The 17257-nt window shown below is 72.5% G+C and carries 15 protein-coding genes; 3 read left to right on the forward strand and 12 right to left on the reverse strand.

The window, feature by feature from the left end:
* Nucleotides 1–153: 153 nt before the first annotated feature.
* From gatB to ACZ303_RS10300, 9 genes are all read right to left on the reverse strand, one after another.
* The gene (gene gatB, locus ACZ303_RS10260) at nt 154–1662 is read right to left on the reverse strand and encodes an Asp-tRNA(Asn)/Glu-tRNA(Gln) amidotransferase subunit GatB (protein ID WP_467337094.1); all 1509 of its coding nucleotides are present in this window, start codon (nt 1660–1662) and stop codon (nt 154–156) included.
* Between the two features lie 14 nt (nt 1663–1676).
* The gene (locus ACZ303_RS10265) at nt 1677–1928 is read right to left on the reverse strand and encodes a hypothetical protein (RefSeq protein WP_215082649.1); all 252 of its coding nucleotides are present in this window, start codon (nt 1926–1928) and stop codon (nt 1677–1679) included.
* Nucleotides 1925–3427, reverse strand: coding sequence for an Asp-tRNA(Asn)/Glu-tRNA(Gln) amidotransferase subunit GatA (gatA, locus tag ACZ303_RS10270; RefSeq protein WP_467337098.1), 1503 nt, complete (start codon nt 3425–3427; stop codon nt 1925–1927). The genes ACZ303_RS10265 and gatA overlap by 4 nt, the downstream gene beginning before the upstream one ends.
* A gap of 2 nt (nt 3428–3429) precedes the next feature.
* On the reverse strand, nt 3430–3726 hold the full coding sequence (gene gatC, locus ACZ303_RS10275) for an Asp-tRNA(Asn)/Glu-tRNA(Gln) amidotransferase subunit GatC (RefSeq protein WP_467337100.1): 297 nt from the start codon (nt 3724–3726) through the stop codon (nt 3430–3432).
* Nucleotides 3727–4464: 738 nt separating this feature from the next.
* Nucleotides 4465–6582: a putative bifunctional diguanylate cyclase/phosphodiesterase gene (locus tag ACZ303_RS10280; RefSeq protein ID WP_467337102.1), complete on the reverse strand. Its 2118-nt coding sequence runs from the start codon at nt 6580–6582 to the stop codon at nt 4465–4467.
* 325 nt (nt 6583–6907) lie between these two features.
* Nucleotides 6908–9151 (reverse strand): NAD-dependent DNA ligase LigA, encoded by a 2244-nt coding sequence (ligA, locus tag ACZ303_RS10285; protein ID WP_467337104.1) that lies wholly within the window; start codon nt 9149–9151, stop codon nt 6908–6910.
* 20 nt (nt 9152–9171) lie between these two features.
* On the reverse strand, nt 9172–10194 hold the full coding sequence (locus tag ACZ303_RS10290) for a methionine synthase (RefSeq protein ID WP_467337106.1): 1023 nt from the start codon (nt 10192–10194) through the stop codon (nt 9172–9174).
* A gap of 55 nt (nt 10195–10249) precedes the next feature.
* A complete protein-coding gene (locus ACZ303_RS10295; RefSeq protein ID WP_467337108.1) occupies nt 10250–10939 on the reverse strand; it encodes an SDR family oxidoreductase in 690 nt (229 codons plus the stop codon).
* Nucleotides 10940–10954: 15 nt separating this feature from the next.
* On the reverse strand, nt 10955–11494 hold the full coding sequence (locus ACZ303_RS10300) for an LOG family protein (protein ID WP_467337110.1): 540 nt from the start codon (nt 11492–11494) through the stop codon (nt 10955–10957).
* 221 nt (nt 11495–11715) lie between these two features.
* On the opposite strand from ACZ303_RS10300, the gene ACZ303_RS10305 reads away from it, so the two are divergent.
* Complete coding sequence (locus ACZ303_RS10305) at nt 11716–12288, forward strand: hypothetical protein (protein WP_467337112.1); 573 nt, start codon at nt 11716–11718, stop codon at nt 12286–12288.
* Between the two features lie 21 nt (nt 12289–12309).
* Here the strand turns inward: ACZ303_RS10305 and mnmA are convergent, their stop codons facing one another.
* A complete protein-coding gene (mnmA, locus tag ACZ303_RS10310) occupies nt 12310–13479 on the reverse strand; it encodes a tRNA 2-thiouridine(34) synthase MnmA (protein ID WP_467337114.1) in 1170 nt (389 codons plus the stop codon).
* Between the two features lie 328 nt (nt 13480–13807).
* Between mnmA and ACZ303_RS10315 the strand changes: the two genes are divergently transcribed.
* Nucleotides 13808–14401 (forward strand): N-acetylmuramoyl-L-alanine amidase, encoded by a 594-nt coding sequence (locus ACZ303_RS10315; protein ID WP_467337460.1) that lies wholly within the window; start codon nt 13808–13810, stop codon nt 14399–14401.
* On the opposite strand, the gene ACZ303_RS10320 is transcribed toward ACZ303_RS10315, so the two are convergent.
* Entirely contained in the window at nt 14394–15563 is a 1170-nt protein-coding gene (locus ACZ303_RS10320; RefSeq protein ID WP_467337116.1) for a cysteine desulfurase family protein, read from the reverse strand. The two genes, ACZ303_RS10315 and ACZ303_RS10320, sit on opposite strands and share 8 nt — an antisense overlap.
* Nucleotides 15564–15670: 107 nt before the next feature.
* On the opposite strand from ACZ303_RS10320, the gene ACZ303_RS10325 reads away from it, so the two are divergent.
* On the forward strand, nt 15671–16102 hold the full coding sequence (locus ACZ303_RS10325; RefSeq protein WP_467337118.1) for a carboxymuconolactone decarboxylase family protein: 432 nt from the start codon (nt 15671–15673) through the stop codon (nt 16100–16102).
* Nucleotides 16103–16333: 231 nt separating this feature from the next.
* Here the strand turns inward: ACZ303_RS10325 and ACZ303_RS10330 are convergent, their stop codons facing one another.
* Entirely contained in the window at nt 16334–17182 is an 849-nt protein-coding gene (locus ACZ303_RS10330) for a thioesterase family protein (protein ID WP_467337120.1), read from the reverse strand.
* Between the last annotated feature and the right edge of the window lie 75 nt (nt 17183–17257).

A 17257-nucleotide genomic window follows, 5' to 3' on the forward strand; every position in this document is an offset into this window, starting at 1 on the left:
TGAATTCCGGCCAACTACGGCCGACTTCAGGCGGTTTCGGTAATAAGACAGGCGGTTCTACGGCTCGCGGGAGGGCGCCCGTACCGGGCCGGAACACGGCGATGGCCGCCCCTCGCGAGAGGGACGGCCATCACACAGGAGGCGGCGGGAGCGTCAGCCCTCGACGCCCAGCTTCTCCAGGATCAACTCACGGACGCGCGCCGCGTCCGCCTGACCGCGGGTGGCCTTCATGACCGCGCCGACGAGCGCGCCCGCCGCCGCGACCTTGCCGGAGCGGATCTTGTCGGCGATCCCGGCGTTGGCCGCGATCGCCTCGTCCACGGCCGTGCCCAGCGCGCCCTCGTCGGAGACGACCGCGAGGCCGCGCTTCTCGACGACGGTGTCCGGGTCGCCCTCGCCCGCGAGCACGCCCTCGATGACCTGGCGGGCCAGCTTGTCGTTGAGAGCGCCCTCGGCGACCAGGGCGCACACGCGCGCGACCTGCTCCGGGGTGATCTCCAGGGCGGTGAGGTCGGTGCCGGCCTCGTTGGCCCGGCGGGCCAGCTCGCCCATCCACCACTTCCGGGCGGAGGCGGAGTCCGCGCCCGCCTCGATGGTGGCGACGATCAGGTCGACGGCACCGGCGTTGAGGATCGACTGCATGTCGTGCGCGGAGACGCCCCACTCCTCGCGCAGCCGGTTGCGGCGCACGCGCGGCAGCTCGGGCAGCCCCGCGCGGAGCTCCTCCACCCACTCCCGGGAAGGAGCGACCGGGACGAGGTCCGGCTCGGGGAAGTAGCGGTAGTCCTCGGCGTTGTCCTTGATGCGACCCGCCGTGGTCGACCCGTCCTCCTCGTGGAAGTGCCGGGTCTCCTGCACGATCGTGCCGCCGGAGGACAGCACCGCCGCGTGCCGCTGGATCTCGAAGCGCGCCGCGCGCTCGACCGAGCGCAGCGAGTTGACGTTCTTCGTCTCCGAGCGGGTGCCGAACTTCTCGGTGCCGTTCGGGCGCAGCGAGAGGTTCACGTCGCAGCGCATCTGGCCCTGCTCCATGCGGGCCTCGGACACGCCGAGCGCCTTGATGAGCTCGCGCAGCTCGGCGACGTACGCCTTGGCGACCTCGGGGGCCCGCTCGCCCGCGCCCTCGATCGGCTTGGTGACGATCTCGATGAGCGGGATGCCGGCCCGGTTGTAGTCGAGCAGGGAGTGGGACGCGCCGTGGATACGGCCGGTGGCGCCGCCGACGTGCAGCGACTTGCCGGTGTCCTCCTCCATGTGGGCGCGCTCGATCTCCACGCGGAAGATCTCGCCGTCCTCCAGCTGGACGTCCAGATAGCCGTTGAAGGCGATCGGCTCGTCGTACTGCGAGGTCTGGAAGTTCTTCGGCATGTCCGGATAGAAGTAGTTCTTCCGGGCGAAGCGGCACCACTCGGCGATCTCGCAGTGCAGCGCGAGACCGATCTTCACGGCCGACTCGACGCCGATCGCGTTGACGACCGGCAGCGAGCCGGGCAGGCCGAGGCAGGTGGGGCAGGTCTGCGAGTTGGGCTCGGCGCCCAGCTCGGTGGAGCACCCGCAGAACATCTTGGTCCTGGTGCCGAGCTCGACATGGACTTCGAGGCCCATGACGGGGTCGTAGGACGCCAGGGCGTCCTCGTACGACACCAGATCAATGGTGGTCACGGAAAACTAACCTCTCAGTCCGCGAGGACGTCGTCGCTGCTCATCCGGCGCAGTTCGCGCACGAGCAGGGCGACACCGGTGGCGATGGCGGCGGCGGAGACGATGGCGTCCACGAGCTGGAGGGTGTCCTGCTCGCCCTTGGCCTTCTTCGCCTGCTTGATGACGCTCACGGCGCCGAAGAGCGTGGTGCCGATGGACAGGTACGTGCCGGGCTTGGACTTCTTGAAGCCCTTGGCCTTCGCGAGCTTGCCGGTCTTTTCGGTCACAGTGACGGTGCCTCCTCGAGCAGCGGGTGCCCCCAGCGGGCGTTGAACGCGGCCTCGACCGCGGCGCCCACTCGGTAGAGCCGGTCGTCGGCCATGGCCGGCGCGATGATCTGCAGACCCACGGGCATCCCGTCCTCGGGTGCCAGACCGCAGGGCAGCGACATCGCGGCGTTGCCGGCCAGGTTGGTCGGGATGGTGCACAGGTCGGCCAGGTACATGGCCATCGGGTCGTCCGCGCGCTCGCCGATCGCGAACGCGGTGGTCGGCGTGGTCGGCGAGATCATCACGTCGACACCGCCTTCCCCGAACGCCTTCGCGAAGTCCTGCGTGATGAGGGTGCGGACCTTCTGGGCCGAACCGTAGTACGCGTCGTAGTAGCCGGAGCTGAGGGCGTACGTACCGAGGATCACGCGGCGCTTGACCTCGTCGCCGAAGCCGGCCTCGCGGGTGAGGGCGGTGACCTCCTCGGCGGACTTCGTGCCGTCGTCGCCGACCCGCAGGCCGTAGCGCATGGCGTCGAAGCGGGCCAGGTTGGAGGAGCACTCCGAGGGCGCGATCAGGTAGTACGCGGCCAGGGCGAGGTCGAAGGACGGGCAGTCCACCTCGACGACCTCGGCACCGAGCTCCTTCAGCAGCTCGACGGACTCGTCGAAGCGCTGGAGGACACCGGCCTGGTAGCCCTCGCCGCGGAACTGCTTGACGACGCCGACGCGCATGCCCTTGACGTCGCCGTTCCGGGCCGCCTCGACGACCGGCGGGACCGGGGCGTCGATGGAGGTGGAGTCGAGCGGGTCGTGGCCGGCGATGACCTCGTGCAGCAGGGCCGCGTCCAGGACCGTACGGGCGCAGGGGCCGCCCTGGTCGAGGGAGGAGGAGAAGGCGACCATGCCGTAGCGGGAGACCGCGCCGTAGGTCGGCTTGACGCCGACGGTGCCGGTGACGGCGGCGGGCTGGCGGATGGAACCGCCGGTGTCCGTGCCGATGGCGAGGGGGGCCTCGTAGGCGGCCAGGGCGGCGGAGGAGCCGCCGCCGGAACCGCCGGGGATCTTGGTGAGGTCCCAGGGGTTGCCGGTGGGTCCGTACGCGCTGTTCTCGGTCGACGACCCCATGGCGAACTCGTCCATGTTGGTCTTGCCGAGGATGACGACGTCCGCGTCCTTGAGCCTGCGGGTCAGGGTCGCGTCGTACGGCGGGATCCAGCCTTCGAGGATCTTGGAACCGACGGTGGTCGGGATCCCCTTGGTGGTGAAGATGTCCTTGAGCGCGAGCGGGACGCCGGCCAGCGGGCCGAGCTTCTCGCCGCGGGCCCGCTTCTCGTCGACGGCGCGGGCCTGCGCGAGGGCTCCCTCGCGGTCGATGTGCAGGAAGGCGTTGACCTTCTCGTCGACGGCCTCGATACGGGCCAGGTGCGCCTCGGTCACCTGGACGGCGGTGACCTCGCCCGAGGCGATCTTCGCGGCGATCTCCGCCGCGGTCAGCTTGATCAGTTCAGCAGTCATGGTCAGTCCTCCCCCAGGATCTGCGGCACCTTGAAACGCTGCTGCTCCTGGGCCGGGGCGCCGGACAGCGCCTCCTGCGGGGTCAGCGACGGACGGATGTCGTCCGGGCGCATGACATTGGTCAGCGGCAGCGGGTGGGACGTCGGCGGTACGTCCTGGTCGGCGACCTCGGAGACGCGGGCGACCGCGCCGATGATGTCGTCGAGCTGTCCGGCGAAGTGGTCGAGCTCTTCGTCCTTGAGCTCCAGACGTGCCAGCCGGGCGAGGTGGGCGACCTCCTCGCGCGTGATGCCAGGCATGCGATCCTCAGGGTTTCGTGACGGTTTTCCGGGCGGGTTATTGGCCCAATCCTATGGCTCCGCGACGACTGCCCGCGAAACGGTTTCGCTGCCGCTGGGCTGGGTGGGGTTCCGGGTGACCCCCGTACGGGTTCCGGCTGCGCCGGGGCGTCGCTTGTCGCGGGTGTGTCCCCGGCCTCCCCGGCCTGCGGCCGGGCTTGCGGCGCGTCGGGCTCCGCGGGGCTGGGCGGTCGGGCACCGCCGGGCTGGGGGGTGTGGGGCGCGGCCCCGATCTGCGGGCCGCCTTCGGGACGGGGCTCGCCCGGCCTGCGGCGCGTCGGCTGCGTCTGAGGTGGCGGGGCACCGCCGGACTGCGGTGTGGGGGTTGCGCGCCGCTGCGGCGGAGGTACGGGGCCGGGCCCCGATCTGCGGCCCTCCCTCGGAGCGGGGCGCGCCCGGCCTGCGGCGCGCCGCTGCGGCGGGGGGGGTGGGGCGCGGCCTTGATCGGCGGCCCACCTTCGGGGCGGGCGCGGCACGGGCTGTGGGTGGTGCTTCGGGCTGCGCCCGGAATGGTTCCGCGCTGCCGGGCGCGCTCTTTCCCGCCGCGGCGGCGGTCAGCCACCGGGGACGGGGACCGGCGGTGCCGGGCGGCAGTGTCACGTGCCGCGCCCGAAGGGCCGTCGGCACAAGCCCGGCCCGCTCATCCCGCCGCGGCGGCGATCGTGGAGGCCGGCAAGGCCCCCGGCGCGGCCCGGGCCGCTACGTGACCGCGTCCTCCTCCGCCGGAGCCTGCGCCGCAGGCGCCACCGGCGCGACCGCAGGCAGACGGTTGTTCTCGCCGCGGTGCCAACCGCTCTCGCTGCGCAGGCGGAGCCACGCCGTCATCTCGTCCGGCGGCATCGCGGCGGCGACGAGCCAGCCCTGGACCGCGTCGCACCCCAGGTCGCGCAGGCGCTCCCAGGTCTCGTCGTCCTCGACGCCCTCGGCGACCACGAGCAGGCCGAGGGAGTGCGCGAGGTCGAGCGTGCAGCGCACGATCTCCGCGTCCTCGTTGTCGATGGCGAGGCGGGCGACGAAGGAGCGGTCGATCTTGAGTTCGCTGACCGGGAGGCGGCGCAGGTGGACCAGGGAGGAGTAGCCCGTCCCGAAGTCGTCGAGGGACATCTTCACGCCGTGGCCCGTCAGCCCGGCAAGGGTGTCCGCGGCGCGCTGGGGGTCCTCCAGGAGGACGTGTTCCGTTATTTCCAGCTGCAAGGACCCCGGCGGGACACCGTGCCGGGCCAGCCGCGCCGCGACCGAACCCGCGAACCCGGGGGTGTGGACGTCGCGCGGCGAGACGTTGACGGCCACCGGCACCTCCAGGCCCATCGCCCGCCACTTCGCGACCTGACCGAGCGCGGTCTCCAGGACGTACTCGGTCAGCCGGGGCATCAGCCCGGAGGACTCGGCTATCGCGATGAACTCGTCCGGCGAGACCCTCCCCCGCTCCGGGTGGACCCAGCGGACCAGCGCCTCCAGGCCCTCGACGTGCCCGTCGAAGCCGACCTTCGGCTGGTAGTGCAGCTCGACGTCGCCCGCGTCCAGCGCGCGCCGCAGGTCGCCCAACAGGCCCAGCCGGTCACGGGTGTTGCCGTCGCGCCGGGTCTCGTACACCTCGACTCCGCTGCGGTCCCGCTTGGCCTGGTACATCGCCACGTCCGCGCGCTGCAGCAGGCCCGCCGCGTCGAGCGCGTGGTCGGGGTAGACGGCGACGCCCGCGCTGGCCTCCAGCACGAGGGTGAGCCCGTCGAGGTCGAGCGGCGAGCCGAGCGCCGCGACGAGCGAACGCGCCACGCGCTGGGCGCTGGTGAGGGAGTCGGCGGTGGGCAGCAGCACCGCGAACTCGTCGCCCCCGAGCCGGGCCGCCTCCGCGTCGCGCGGCAGGGCCAGCCGCAGCCGCTCGGCTATCTGCAGGAGCAGCCGGTCGCCGGCGAGGTGGCCGAGGGTGTCGTTGACGGACCGGAAGCGGTCGAGGTCTATGAGGACGAGCGCGGCCCTGGTCCCGGCCCGCTCGGCCTCGTCGAGCGCGGTCCAGGTGCGCTCCAGCAGCCACTGGCGGTTGGGCAGGCCGGTGAGGGGGTCGCGGAGCTGTTCCTCGGCGCGGGCGCGGGCGATCCACAGCGTGGAGTCGAGGGCGATGAGCGGGACGGCGAACAGCGGCAGCAGCAGCGGCATGTGGTCGGCGACGACGGCGATGAGCGGGGCGATGCCGAGCAGGGCGCCGCCGACGAGGCCCTGTCGTACGAGCGCGGTGCGGGCGATGCTGGTGAGACCGGCGCTCGGGGCCATGGAGTACCAGAGCAGGGCGCGGGTGACCACGAGGTACAGGAACGCGGCGAGGGCGATCCTGGGGACGGCGGTGAGCGGCCAGTCCTCGGGGAGCCAGGGGTTCTCGACGCTGGCGACGACCCCGCACAGGGCGAGGGAGAGGGCGGCGGCGCCGATGCCGAGGATGTCGACGGCGCCGTGGAGTAACGCCTGCCGCCAGCGGTGGCGGCGCGCGGTGGCGACGAGGAGGACGACGGCGATGCTGATCAGGACGGCGGGGAGCCAGCCGTAGAGCATCAGGACGGCGAGGGTGAGGGCGGCTCCGGAGCCGGTGCCGCCCCACCAGCGGTCGCGGCCGAGGGCGACGAGGTGGGCGACGATGAGGCCGGTGAGGGTGGCCAGTGACCAGCCGACGGTATGGCCGGGAAATATCGCGTGTCCGTCGATGAGCACGCGGCAGATCCCGGCGGCCAGCGCGAGCACGGCCACGGTGACACAGACCGTCGGCAGCGCGGGCGGAGGAACCCGGCGCAGCCGAGATGCCGGTTCGGCGCTGTCGGTGGGTTTCATGCCCGTCCCTCTCACAGCCGGCGGTGCCCGCGCCACGGCAGGCGCACATCTCAACAGTAGGCCGCAGAAGGCTACGGCGGGCAGCGATCGGCAGCGGTTGCCCGATTGGGATACGGCCTCTTGTAGCCATCTGGTAAGCGCTGTAGGGGTGATGCCCACTGACTATGCGGGCATTACTCCAGTGGGGTGGCGACCTTGGTTCGGGCGCCGGTCGTGATCCGGGTGGGGCAGGGGTCGGCGGGGGTGCCGCACGGGGCGCGGCATCCTCGCCGGCGCACTCCCCCGGCCCGCCGCGAGCCACCCCCGCCGCCGCGTCGACGGCGCGTCAGGGCTGCGCCACAGCCGCCTCACGAGCGGCGTCGGGCCCCTCGTTGAGCAGCACGGCGAAGCCGTCCTCCTCCAGCACGGGAACCTTCAGCTGCATCGCCTTGTCGAACTTCGAGCCGGGGTTGTCCCCGACGACCACGAAGTCGGTCTTCTTGGAGACCGAGCCCGTGACCTTGGCGCCCTGGCTCTGCAGGGCCTCCTTCGCCCCGTCGCGGGTGTACGAGGCGAGCGTGCCGGTGACGACCACGGTCAGCCCGGCGAGCGGCCGCGGCCCCTCGTCCTCGCCCTTGGACGTGTCCTCGAAGCGGACGCCCGCGGCCCGCCACTTCTCCACGATCTCGCGGTGCCAGTCCTCGGCGAACCACTGCTTCACGGACGTCGCGATGGTGCCGCCGACGCCCTCGACGGCCGCCAGCTCCTCCTCGCTCGCCTCGGCGATCCGGTCCAGCGAGCGGAACTCCCGGGCGAGTGCCTCCGCCGCGACGGGCCCCACATGGCGGATGGACAGGCCGGTCAGGAAGCGGGCCAGCGGGCGTTCCTTGGCGGCCTGGATGTTCTCCAGCATCGCCAGGGCATTCTTCTTCGGCTCACCCTTTTGATTCGCGAAGAAGGTGACGACCTTCTCCTCACCCGTCTTGGGGTCGCGCTTGGGGAGGCCGGAGTCCATGTCGAGGACGTAGGACTTGATGGGCAGCAGCTCCTCGATCGTCAGGTCGAAGAGGTCGCCCTCGTTCAGCATCGGCGGGGTGGCGGGCTCCAGCGGCTGGGTGAGGGCGGTGGCCGCGACATAGCCGAAGTTCTCGATGTCGAGGCACTTGCGGCCGGCCAGATAGTACAACCGCTCGCGGATCTGGGCCGGGCAGGAGCGGGCGTTGGGGCAGCGGAGGTCGATGTCGCCCTCCTTGGCGGGCTGGAGGCCGCTGCCGCACTCGGGGCACTCGGCGGGCATCACGAACTCCCGCTCGGTGCCGTCCCGCAGATCCACCACCGGGCCGAGGATCTCGGGGATGACGTCGCCGGCCTTGCGCAGCACGACGGTGTCCCCGATGAAGACGCCCTTGGACTTGACCACGTCCTGGTTGTGCAGGGTGGCGAACTCCACCTCCGAGCCCGCGACCGTGACGGGCTCCACCACGGCGTACGGCGTCACCCGGCCGGTGCGGCCCACGCCGACGCGGATGTCGACCAGCTTGGTGTTGACCTCCTCCGGGGCGTACTTCCAGGCGATGGCCCAGCGCGGCGCGCGCGAGGTGGAGCCGAGGCGGCCCTGGAGGGGCACCTCGTCGAGCTTGACGACGACGCCGTCGATCTCGTGCTCCATCGAGTGCCGGACCTCGGGGTCGCCGTAGTGCGCGATGAACTTCCGCACGTCCTCCAGCGAGTCCACGACCTGGGCGTGCGCGGCGGTCGGCAGGCCCCACTCGCGCAGCAGGTCGTACGCCTGCGACTGGCGGTCGATGGCGAAGCCCTGCCGGGCGCCGACGCCGTGCACCACCATGTGCAGCGGGCGGGAGGCGGTGACCCGGGGGTCCTTCTGGCGCAGCGAACCGGCCGCGGCGTTGCGCGGATTGGCGAAGGGCGGCTTGCCGGCCTCCACCAGGGCGGCGTTGAGCGCCTCGAACTTCTCCATCGGGAAGAAGACCTCGCCGCGCACCTCCACCAGCTCCGGGACGCGGTCGCCGCGGAGCCGGTCGGGGATCTCGGCGATCGTGCGGACGTTGGGCGTGATGTCCTCGCCGGTGCGCCCGTCGCCGCGGGTGGCGGCGCGGGTCAGCCGCCCGTGCTCGTACGTCAGGTTGACGGCGAGCCCGTCGACCTTCAGCTCGCACAGGAAGTGGTACGAGGCGCCCTCGCCTACCTCCTTGGCGACGCGGTCGGCCCAGCCGGCGAGCTCCTCGTCGTCGAAGGCGTTGTCGAGGGAGAGCATGCGCTCGCGGTGCTCGACGGCCGTGAACTCCGTCTCATAGGCCCCCGCGACCTTCTGGGTCGGCGAGTCGGGGGTGCGCAGCTCCGGATACTCCTCCTCCAGGGCCTCCAGGGAGCGCAGCTGCCGGTCGAACTCGGCATCGCTGATGACCGGGGCGTCCTTCACGTAATACCGGAAGCGGTGCTCCTCGATCTGCTCGGCGAGGCGCGCGTGCCGCTCCCGCGCCTCCGCGGGTGCCGTAGCAGGCGACGTCTCCGCCGCGAGCCTGTCGCCGTGCTGTCCGCCAGCCACCGTCTCGTCCTCCCGTTGTCCCATGGGCGAGCCCTTGAGCGCCGTCACTCAGGGTTGTCCGCGAGCGATCTCGCCGCCCGGACGCAGTGCGCGAGGACCGTACGGGCATATGCGGGCGAAGCGCCCGCAAGCCCGCACGACGGGGTGACCACCACGGACTCCGCGAGAGCCCCCGGCGACAGCCCCAGCCTGCGCCACAGCGTCCTGACACCCATGACGCTACCGGCAGGGTCTGACAATGGGCCGTCCACGCCCGGCACCACGCCCACGAAGAGCTTGGCGCCCGCCTCCACGGCCTCACCGACCGCTTCTTCCTCACGCTCGGTGAAGAGGGAGAAGTCGAACGAGATGCCCTCGACACCGGCCCGGCGCAGCAGCGCGAACGGCACGGCGGGGGCGCACGAGTGGACGATCGGGGGCGCGCCCGTCATCTCCCGCGCCACGGTCACCAGGTCGCGCAGCCCGCCCTCGACGACGGCCCGGTCGACGGCCCGGTAGGTGCGGTAACCGCTGGCGCTGCGCACGTGCCCCGCGAGGACGGCGGTCAGCGACGGCTCGTCCAGCTGGAGCACCACCCGTGCGCCGGGCACCCGGCGGCGTACGTCGGCGAGGTGGTCGCGCAGCCCCTCCGCGAGCGACGCGGCCAGGTCGCGGCAGGCGCCGGGGTCGCCCAGCGCGGCCTCGCCGCCGCGCAGTTCCAGTGCGGACGCCAGGGTCCAGGGGCCGACGGCGGAGACCTTGAGCGTGCCCTCGAAGCCCTGGGTGTGCTCCTCCAGGGCGTCGAGGTCCTCGCCCAGCCAGGAGCGGGCGCGCTTGGTGTCGCGCCCGGGCCGGTCGCTGATCCGCCAGCCGCTGGGCTCCACGTGCGCGTAGACGTCCACCAGCATTCCGGCGGTCCGTCCGATCATGTCCGCGCCGGGCCCGCGGGCGGGCAGTTCCGGCAGGTACGGCAGGGCCTCCAAGGACCCCGTAACGGTCGCGGCGGCCTCCCGGGCGTCGCCTCCGGGCATCGATCCGATCCCGGTGGCGACCCCGGTGCCCCAGCTGAAGTTGCTCTTCTCGCTCACGCTGGAAGGGTACGGGGCGCGGCCGCGCCGACCCGGCGGGCGGGCCCCGCGCGGCTCAGCGGCCGGGCCGGACCGACACGTCGTTGATCTCGGCGTCGCGCGGCAGGTCGACCGCCATCAGGATGGTCGTCGCCACCGACTCGGGGTCGATCCACCGGGAGGCGTCGTACTCCTTGCCCTCCTGCTGGTGGACCTTCTCCTGCATCGCCGTCGCCGTCCGGCCCGGGTAGACGCTGGTGACCCGTACGCCGTTGCCGTGCTCCTCCTGGCGCAGCGAGTCGGCGAGGGCCTTCAGGCCGTGCTTGCTCGCGGCGTAGACGCCCCAGTTGGCGTGGGCGTGCAGCCCGGCACCGGAGTTGACGAAGACGACGTGCCCCTTGCTGATCCGCAGCTGCGGCAGGAAGAGCCGGGTCAGCTCGGCGGGGGCGATGAGGTTGGCGGCGAGGGTGCGGTTCCAGGTGGGGGTCGACAGGTCGCCGATGTTCCCCAGTTCGCATACGCCCGCGATGTGCAGGAGCGAGTCGGCGCGGTCGGGCAGGGACTGCTTGCTGAGCGCCCAGGCGATGCGGTCGGGGTTGCCGAGGTCGGCCACGATGGTCCGGGCGCCGGGGAACCGGGCGGCCAGCTCCTTGGCCCGGCCCGCGTCCCGCGCGAAGAGGTACAGCTCGTCGCCGCGCGCGAGCAGCCGGTTCGTGACGGCCTCTCCGATACCCGATCCGGCACCGGTGATGAGATGTGTTGCCATGTGTCCCACTCTGCCCTACCGGAGCCCGGCGGACTCCTCCAGGTAGGCCAGCGCCCCTACGCCGTCCTCGGCGAAGAACACGAGCTCGGTCAGGGGCAGCGGCAGGAAGCCCTCGTCCTCCATGCGCTGGAACTGCTGCCGCAGCCCGTCGTAGAACCCTGCGGTGTTCAGCAGCACCACGGGCTTGGTGTGGATGCCGTGCTTCTTCAGCTCCAGGATCTCCGTGGCCTCGTCCAGCGTCCCGGTGCCGCCGACCATGACGACGATCGCGTCGCCCCGCGCGAGCAATCCCGCCTTGCGCTCGGCCAGATCCTTGGTGATCACCATCTCGTCGGCGTTCTTGCGGGCGCTCGCCGCGAGGAACTCCACCGATATCCCGACCAGCCGCCCACCGGCGGCCTGCACCCCGTCCGCCATCACCTTCATCAGCCCGGACTCCGAACCACCCCACACCATGGTGTGCCCGCCCCGGCCGATGAGTTCGGCGAACTCGCGGGCGGCGGAGGTGTAGCGCTCGTCGAGGTCGGCGGCGGAGCAGAAGACGGTGATGTTCATGGACGTCACCGTACGCGGTCGCCGCCACCGGGCCGACTTGGTCGGTTTTCGGCCCATCCCTGTCCCTGTTGCGGCCCCGTTCAGTTGCGGCTTCGTCACAGACGCCCAGCTGGTTTGGAGGCTTGTAAACACGTTGTTAGCCTGACGTGCGCTCGTCAAGAGGCAGGAAGCCGGCAGGTGACGGGTATGAATTCAAGCCACTCTTCGGGGGAGTTCTCAGCGTGAAGCTTCGTCATGTCCGCGCCGCCGCGGTATTCGGAATCGTCGTCGTCGCCCTCACCGGCGCCCGCGGCCACCACGGCGGAAGCTGCGGCGGATCCAGCCACAGCTCGTCCTCCTCCACCTCCGGCGGGTCGACCACCACCGGGGGCACGACCTCCGGCGGCACGACGGGCGACCTGACCTCGGGCGGCACCACCACCGGCGGCACGACCGGCAGCACGTCCAGCGGTACGACCGGCGGCACGACCGGCATCACCACGGGCGGCAGCGGGAGCAGCGCGAGCGCCTCGCGCGACCTCAAGATCGCCAGCTGCGACTACAGCGACGCCCGCGGCATCACCGCGAAGATCAGCATCACCAACCCCAGCGCCACGGACAACTACACCTACACGTTCTCGGTGAAGTTCACCGACTCCAGCGGCACGCTCATCGGCACCCGCAACCGCACCATGCCCTACGTCGGCCCGGGCAAGACCGAGACGCAGGACGTCTCCCAGGTGTACGTGCCGAAGGCGGGCACCGTGGCGAGCGGCAAGTGCGCGGTCGACAACGTGACCCGCACCAAGTCGTAACGGTCGGCACCGCCGCCCGGGTCAGGCGCTTCGCGCCGCCCGCGCGGCGGCCGACCGCTCGGTCGCCGCGATCGTCGCCGAGCCGACGACGCGCGTGCCGTCGTACAGCACGATCGCCTGGCCGGGGGCCACGCCGCGGACCGGCTCCGCGAAGCTCACCCGCAGCTCGGAGCCGTCGACGAGCTCGGCCGTCACCGGCGTCTCGCCGCCGTGGGCGCGCAGCTGGGCGGTGTACGCACCCGGGCCCGCCGGGGCCACCCCGCACCAGCGCGGCTTGATCGCGGTCAGGGCGGTGACGTCCAGGGCCTCCACCGGGCCGACCGTGACGGTGTTGCTCACCGGGGAGATGTCCAGGACGTAGCGCGGCTTGCCGTCGGCGGCCGGGTGGCCGATGCGCAGGCCCTTGCGCTGGCCGATGGTGTAACCGAAGGCGCCCTCGTGGGTGCCCAGCTTCATGCCCGACTCGTCGACGATGTCGCCCTCCGCCTTGCCCAGGCGGGAGGCCAGGAAGCCCTGGGTGTCGCCGTCGGCGATGAAGCAGATGTCGTGGCTGTCGGGCTTCTTCGCCACGGCCAGGCCGCGCCGCTCCGCCTCCGCGCGGATCTCTTCCTTCGTGGTGAGCGTGTCGCCCAGCGGGAACATCGCGTGGGCGAGCTGCTTCTCGTCCAGGACGCCGAGGACGTAGCTCTGGTCCTTGGCCATGTCGCTCGCGCGGTGCAGCTCGCGGCTGCCGTCGTCCTTGAGCACGACGGTCGCGTAGTGCCCGGTGCAGACCGCGTCGAAGCCGAGGGCGAGCGCCTTGTCGAGCAGCGCCGCGAACTTGATCTTCTCGTTGCAGCGCAGGCAGGGGTTGGGCGTGCGCCCGGCCTCGTACTCCGCGATGAAGTCCTCGACCACGTCCTCGCGGAAGCGCTCGGCGAGGTCCCACACGTAGAAGGGGATGCCGATGACGTCCGCGGCGCGGCGGGCGTCACGCGAGTCCTCGATGGTGCAGCAGCCGCGCGCGCCCGTACGGAAGGACTGCGGGTTCGCGGACAGGGCGAGGTGCACACCGGTCACGTCGTGGCCGGCCTCGGCGGCGCGGGCGGCGGCGACGGCGGAGTCGACGCCGCCGGACATGGCGGCGAGTACGCGGAGTCGCTCGCGCTTGCGGGGGGCCGTGGGGTCGGGGGCGCCGGGGAAGTCAGTCATAGCTGTACCAGGGTACGGGGTGCGCTCCGCGCGGGGTGGGGTGGATCTTGGCTTGGCCACGTGGGTACGTACGTACCGGTCAGGGATGTCCTCAAGCGCCGGACGGGCTGGTTTTGGGCCGGGCCACGGGGCGTGTGCGGGTCAGGGATGCCCTCAAACGCCGGGCGGGCTGGATTTGGCCCAGCCACGGAGGCGTGTGCCGGTCACCGATGCCCGGGGTCCGGGGCGGAGCCCCGTGGGAACCGGGGCGGCACCCGCACGCGTTCTGCACCCCAGGGGGCACACATTGGAACAGCAGCAGGCACGCGGCATCAGTCGGCGCGGGCTGATGATCGGGGTCGGCAGCGCCGTACTGGCCGTCGGCGCAGCCGGGTACGCCGCTCAGAACGCCGTCGAGCGCCGACGCGAGCGACCCCGCGTGGACGGCGAGATCGACCACCCCGGCGCCGAATGGGTCGCCGCCTCCTCCGCGAACTGGCGGCGCGCCGAGCGGCCGGCCGACTACGCCGTCGACCGGGTCGTCATCCACGTGGTCGAGGGCAGCTACGGCGACGCCCTCCAGGTCTTCCGCGACCCCTCGCACCGGGCCGCCGCGCACTACGTCGTGCGCAAGGACGGGCACATCGCACAGACCGTCCGCGAGCTGGACGTGGCCTTCCACTCCGGGAACCGCGCGTTCAACGAGCGCAGCGTCGGGATCGAGCACGAGGGTTACGTGGACCGGCCCGGCGGCTTCACGGACGCGATGTACACGGCGTCGGCCCGGCTGACGGCCGCGATCTGCGCGCGCTACGCGATCCCGGTGGGCCGGGACCGCATCGTCGCCCACTCCGAGGTGCCGGGCGCGGACCACACCGACCCCGGTCCGCACTGGGACTGGGGTCGGTATCTGGAGCTCGTACGGGCGGCGGCCGCTAGCTGAGGCCGGCCGTGCGGGCCCGCTCCACCACCGGTCCGATGGCCTCCGTCACCGCGCGCACGTCCTCCTTGGTGGAGGTGTGGCCGAAGGAGAAGCGGAGCGTGCCCCGGGCCAGGGACGGGTCCGTGCCGGTGGCAAGGACCACATGGCTGGGCTGGGCCACGCCCGCCGTGCAGGCGGAGCCCGTGGAGCACTCGATGCCCTGGGCGTCGAGGAGCAGCAGCAGGGAGTCGCCCTCGCAGCCGGGGAAGGAGAAGTGGGCGTTGGCGGGGAGCCGGCCCGCGGGGTCCGGGTCGCCGCCGAGGACGGCGTCCGGGACGGCGGCGAGCACGCCCTCGACGAGCTCGTCGCGCAGGGCGCCGATCTCGCGGGCGTGGTCCTCGCGCCGCTCGGCGGCGAGCGTGCCGGCGACCGCGAAGGCGGCGACGGCGGGCACGTCCAGCGTCCCGGAGCGCACGTGCCGCTCCTGGCCGCCGCCGTGCAGCAGCGGTACGGGCGCGTACTGGCGGCCCAGCAGCAGGGCGCCGATGCCGTAAGGGCCGCCGATCTTGTGGCCGCTGACGGTCATGGCGGCCAGGCCGGAGGCGGCGAAGTCGACGTCGAGCTGGCCGAACGCCTGCACCGCGTCGGCGTGCAGGGGTATGCCGAACTCGGCGGTCACGGCGGCGAGTTCCCGGACCGGCATGACCGTGCCGATCTCGTTGTTGGCCCACATGACGGTGGCGAGGGCGACGTCGCCGGGGTCGCGGGCGATGGCCTCGCGCAGGGCGTCGGGGTGCACCCGCCCGTAGGAGTCGACGGGGAGGTACTCCACGGTCGCGCCCTCGTGCTCGCCGAGCCAGTGGACGGCGTCGAGGACGGCGTGGTGTTCGACGGGGCTGGCGAGGACGCGCGTACGGGCCGGGTCGGCGGCGCGGCGGGTCCAGTACAGGCCCTTGACGGCGAGGTTGTCCGCTTCGGTGCCGCCGGCGGTGAACACGACTTCGCTGGGGCGCGCGCCGAGCGCCGCCGCGAGGGACTCGCGCGACTCCTCGACGGTACGGCGCGCGCGCCGCCCGGCGGCGTGCAGCGACGAGGCGTTTCCGGTGAGGGCGAGCTGGGCGGTCATCGCCTGCACCGCCTCCGGGAGCATCGGGGTGGTGGCGGCGTGGTCGAGGTAGGCCATGGTGGGCTCGATTCTACGAGCTGGGGCGCGGCGGCGTACCGGGCGTTCCCGGTCTCGCGCGGAGCGGTGCTTGCGCTGGAGTGCGCTCCAGCTCCTACGGTCGTGGCATGACCGAGAAGAGCAGTGCGCACGACGACGTCCGGCAGGCCCGTTTCGACCGTGGTCTGGAGGTTCTCCAGCGGGTCGACGGCGAGGCCGGGCAGCGCGTCGTCGACTCCCTGTCCGACATCTCCCCGGAGCTGGGCCACCAGATCGTGGCCTGGGGCTTCGGCGAGATCTACGCCCGCCCCGAGCTGGCGCCGCGCGACCGCCAGCTGGTGACCCTGGGCATGCTGACGGCCCTGGGCGGCTGCGAGGCCCAGCTGGAGGTGCACGTCAACGCGGCGCTGAACGTGGGGCTGACCCCGTCGGAGGTCGTGGAGGCGCTGCTGCACTCGGCGGCCTACTGCGGCTTCCCCCGGGCTCTGAACGCCACGTTCGTGGCGAAGAAGGTCTTCGCCGAGCGCGGCCTGCTGCCCGCCGGGCCCGCGGCCGGCTAGGCGGTGTCCCGCGGGTCATGTGAGCGGGCGCTGCGGGCCGTGTCGTGCGCACCACCGCTGCGCGGCGGTGTCCTCGATCTGCCCCAGCTATCGCTGGGGGTCCCCCGACGGGCTTGTTTCGGCTGAGTCCAGCCACAATCAGCCCGTCCGGCGATCGAGGACGCGCCCACAGGGCGCTCGCCGCCGCAGGCGGCAAAGACGGCCCGCAGCCAAGGACCCGCCGGACACCGGCTAGCCGCGCGGCGCCACCGCGAGCTGGCGGGACTGGGCGACGAGGCGGTCCTCGCTGTCCCAGACCTCCGCGTCCTCCTCCAGGAAGCCGCCGGCGAGGTTGCGCGTGGTCATGGCGACGCGCAGCGGCCCGGGGGCCGGGCGGCGGCGGATGTGGGCGGTGAGTTCGACGGTGGGGACCCAGCCGGTCATGCCCATCTCGAAGGTGGTGGGCGGCAGTGCGTCGACGGCCAGGAGCAGGGAGAGCGGGTCGTGGGGGCGGCCGTCCGCGAGGCCGAACCAGCCACGCGTCTCGCCCTTGCCGCTCGGCCGGCCGGAGAGCCAGTTCGCCGTGTCCGGGTCGAGGCGGATGTCGACGCGGCGGGTGAGCTCGCTGACCATGTGGTCCGGGACGCCCTCGCGGCCGAGGCAGTGCTCGTGCGGGGGCATGGCCGGCGGCTTGGCCGTGGTGCGGGTGTCGTCGCTGAGCCCGTCCAGTTCGCCGTAGGTGGCGAGGACGCGGATCCGCTCGACCTCGGTGCCGTCCTCCGCGAACTGCAGGAGGCTCGCCTGGCCGGTGGAGAGCCGGCGGCCGGTGCGGACCAGCTGGGTGCGGACGACGGCGGGGCCGGGCCGGGAGGTGGACAGGTAGTGGGCGGTGACGGTGAAGGGGTCCGGGTGCGGCAGGGCGGCGCCGAGGGCGCGGCCCACCATGGCGAGGAGGTAGCCGCCGTTGGCGGCGCCGAGGATGGTCCATCCCTCGGAGACGTCCGCGTCGTGGACGGCGGCGCCGTCGCGCTCCGCGTCGGGCCGCGGCCGGACGGCGGTGTCCCGGTCGAACTCACTGTTACCGATGGTTGCCTGTGCCATGATCCGACGCTACACCGGAAGGTTACTGATGGGTAGGGTCTACGTGAAGGTTCAACCGGAACCCCCTCGTGCCCG

The sequence above is a fragment of the Streptomyces sp. NPDC023527 genome (assembly GCF_055560115.1).

What these genes read in the sequence shown, in the direction of transcription:
- ACZ303_RS10295 (WP_467337108.1), bottom strand. Translation starts at nt 10,939, where the DNA reads ATGGCAACACATCTCATCACCGGTGCCGGATCGGGTATCGGAGAGGCC.
- mnmA (WP_467337114.1), bottom strand. Translation starts at nt 13,479, where the DNA reads ATGACTGACTTCCCCGGCGCCCCCGACCCCACGGCCCCCCGCAAGCGC.
- ACZ303_RS10330 (WP_467337120.1), bottom strand. Translation starts at nt 17,182, where the DNA reads ATGGCACAGGCAACCATCGGTAACAGTGAGTTCGACCGGGACACCGCC.
- gatC (WP_467337100.1), bottom strand. Translation starts at nt 3,726, where the DNA reads ATGCCTGGCATCACGCGCGAGGAGGTCGCCCACCTCGCCCGGCTGGCA.
- ACZ303_RS10280 (WP_467337102.1), bottom strand. Translation starts at nt 6,582, where the DNA reads ATGAAACCCACCGACAGCGCCGAACCGGCATCTCGGCTGCGCCGGGTT.
- ligA (WP_467337104.1), bottom strand. Translation starts at nt 9,151, where the DNA reads ATGGGACAACGGGAGGACGAGACGGTGGCTGGCGGACAGCACGGCGAC.
- ACZ303_RS10315 (WP_467337460.1), top strand. Translation starts at nt 13,808, where the DNA reads ATGATCGGGGTCGGCAGCGCCGTACTGGCCGTCGGCGCAGCCGGGTAC.
- ACZ303_RS10325 (WP_467337118.1), top strand. Translation starts at nt 15,671, where the DNA reads ATGACCGAGAAGAGCAGTGCGCACGACGACGTCCGGCAGGCCCGTTTC.
- ACZ303_RS10300 (WP_467337110.1), bottom strand. Translation starts at nt 11,494, where the DNA reads ATGAACATCACCGTCTTCTGCTCCGCCGCCGACCTCGACGAGCGCTAC.
- gatA (WP_467337098.1), bottom strand. Translation starts at nt 3,427, where the DNA reads ATGACTGCTGAACTGATCAAGCTGACCGCGGCGGAGATCGCCGCGAAG.
- ACZ303_RS10320 (WP_467337116.1), bottom strand. Translation starts at nt 15,563, where the DNA reads ATGGCCTACCTCGACCACGCCGCCACCACCCCGATGCTCCCGGAGGCG.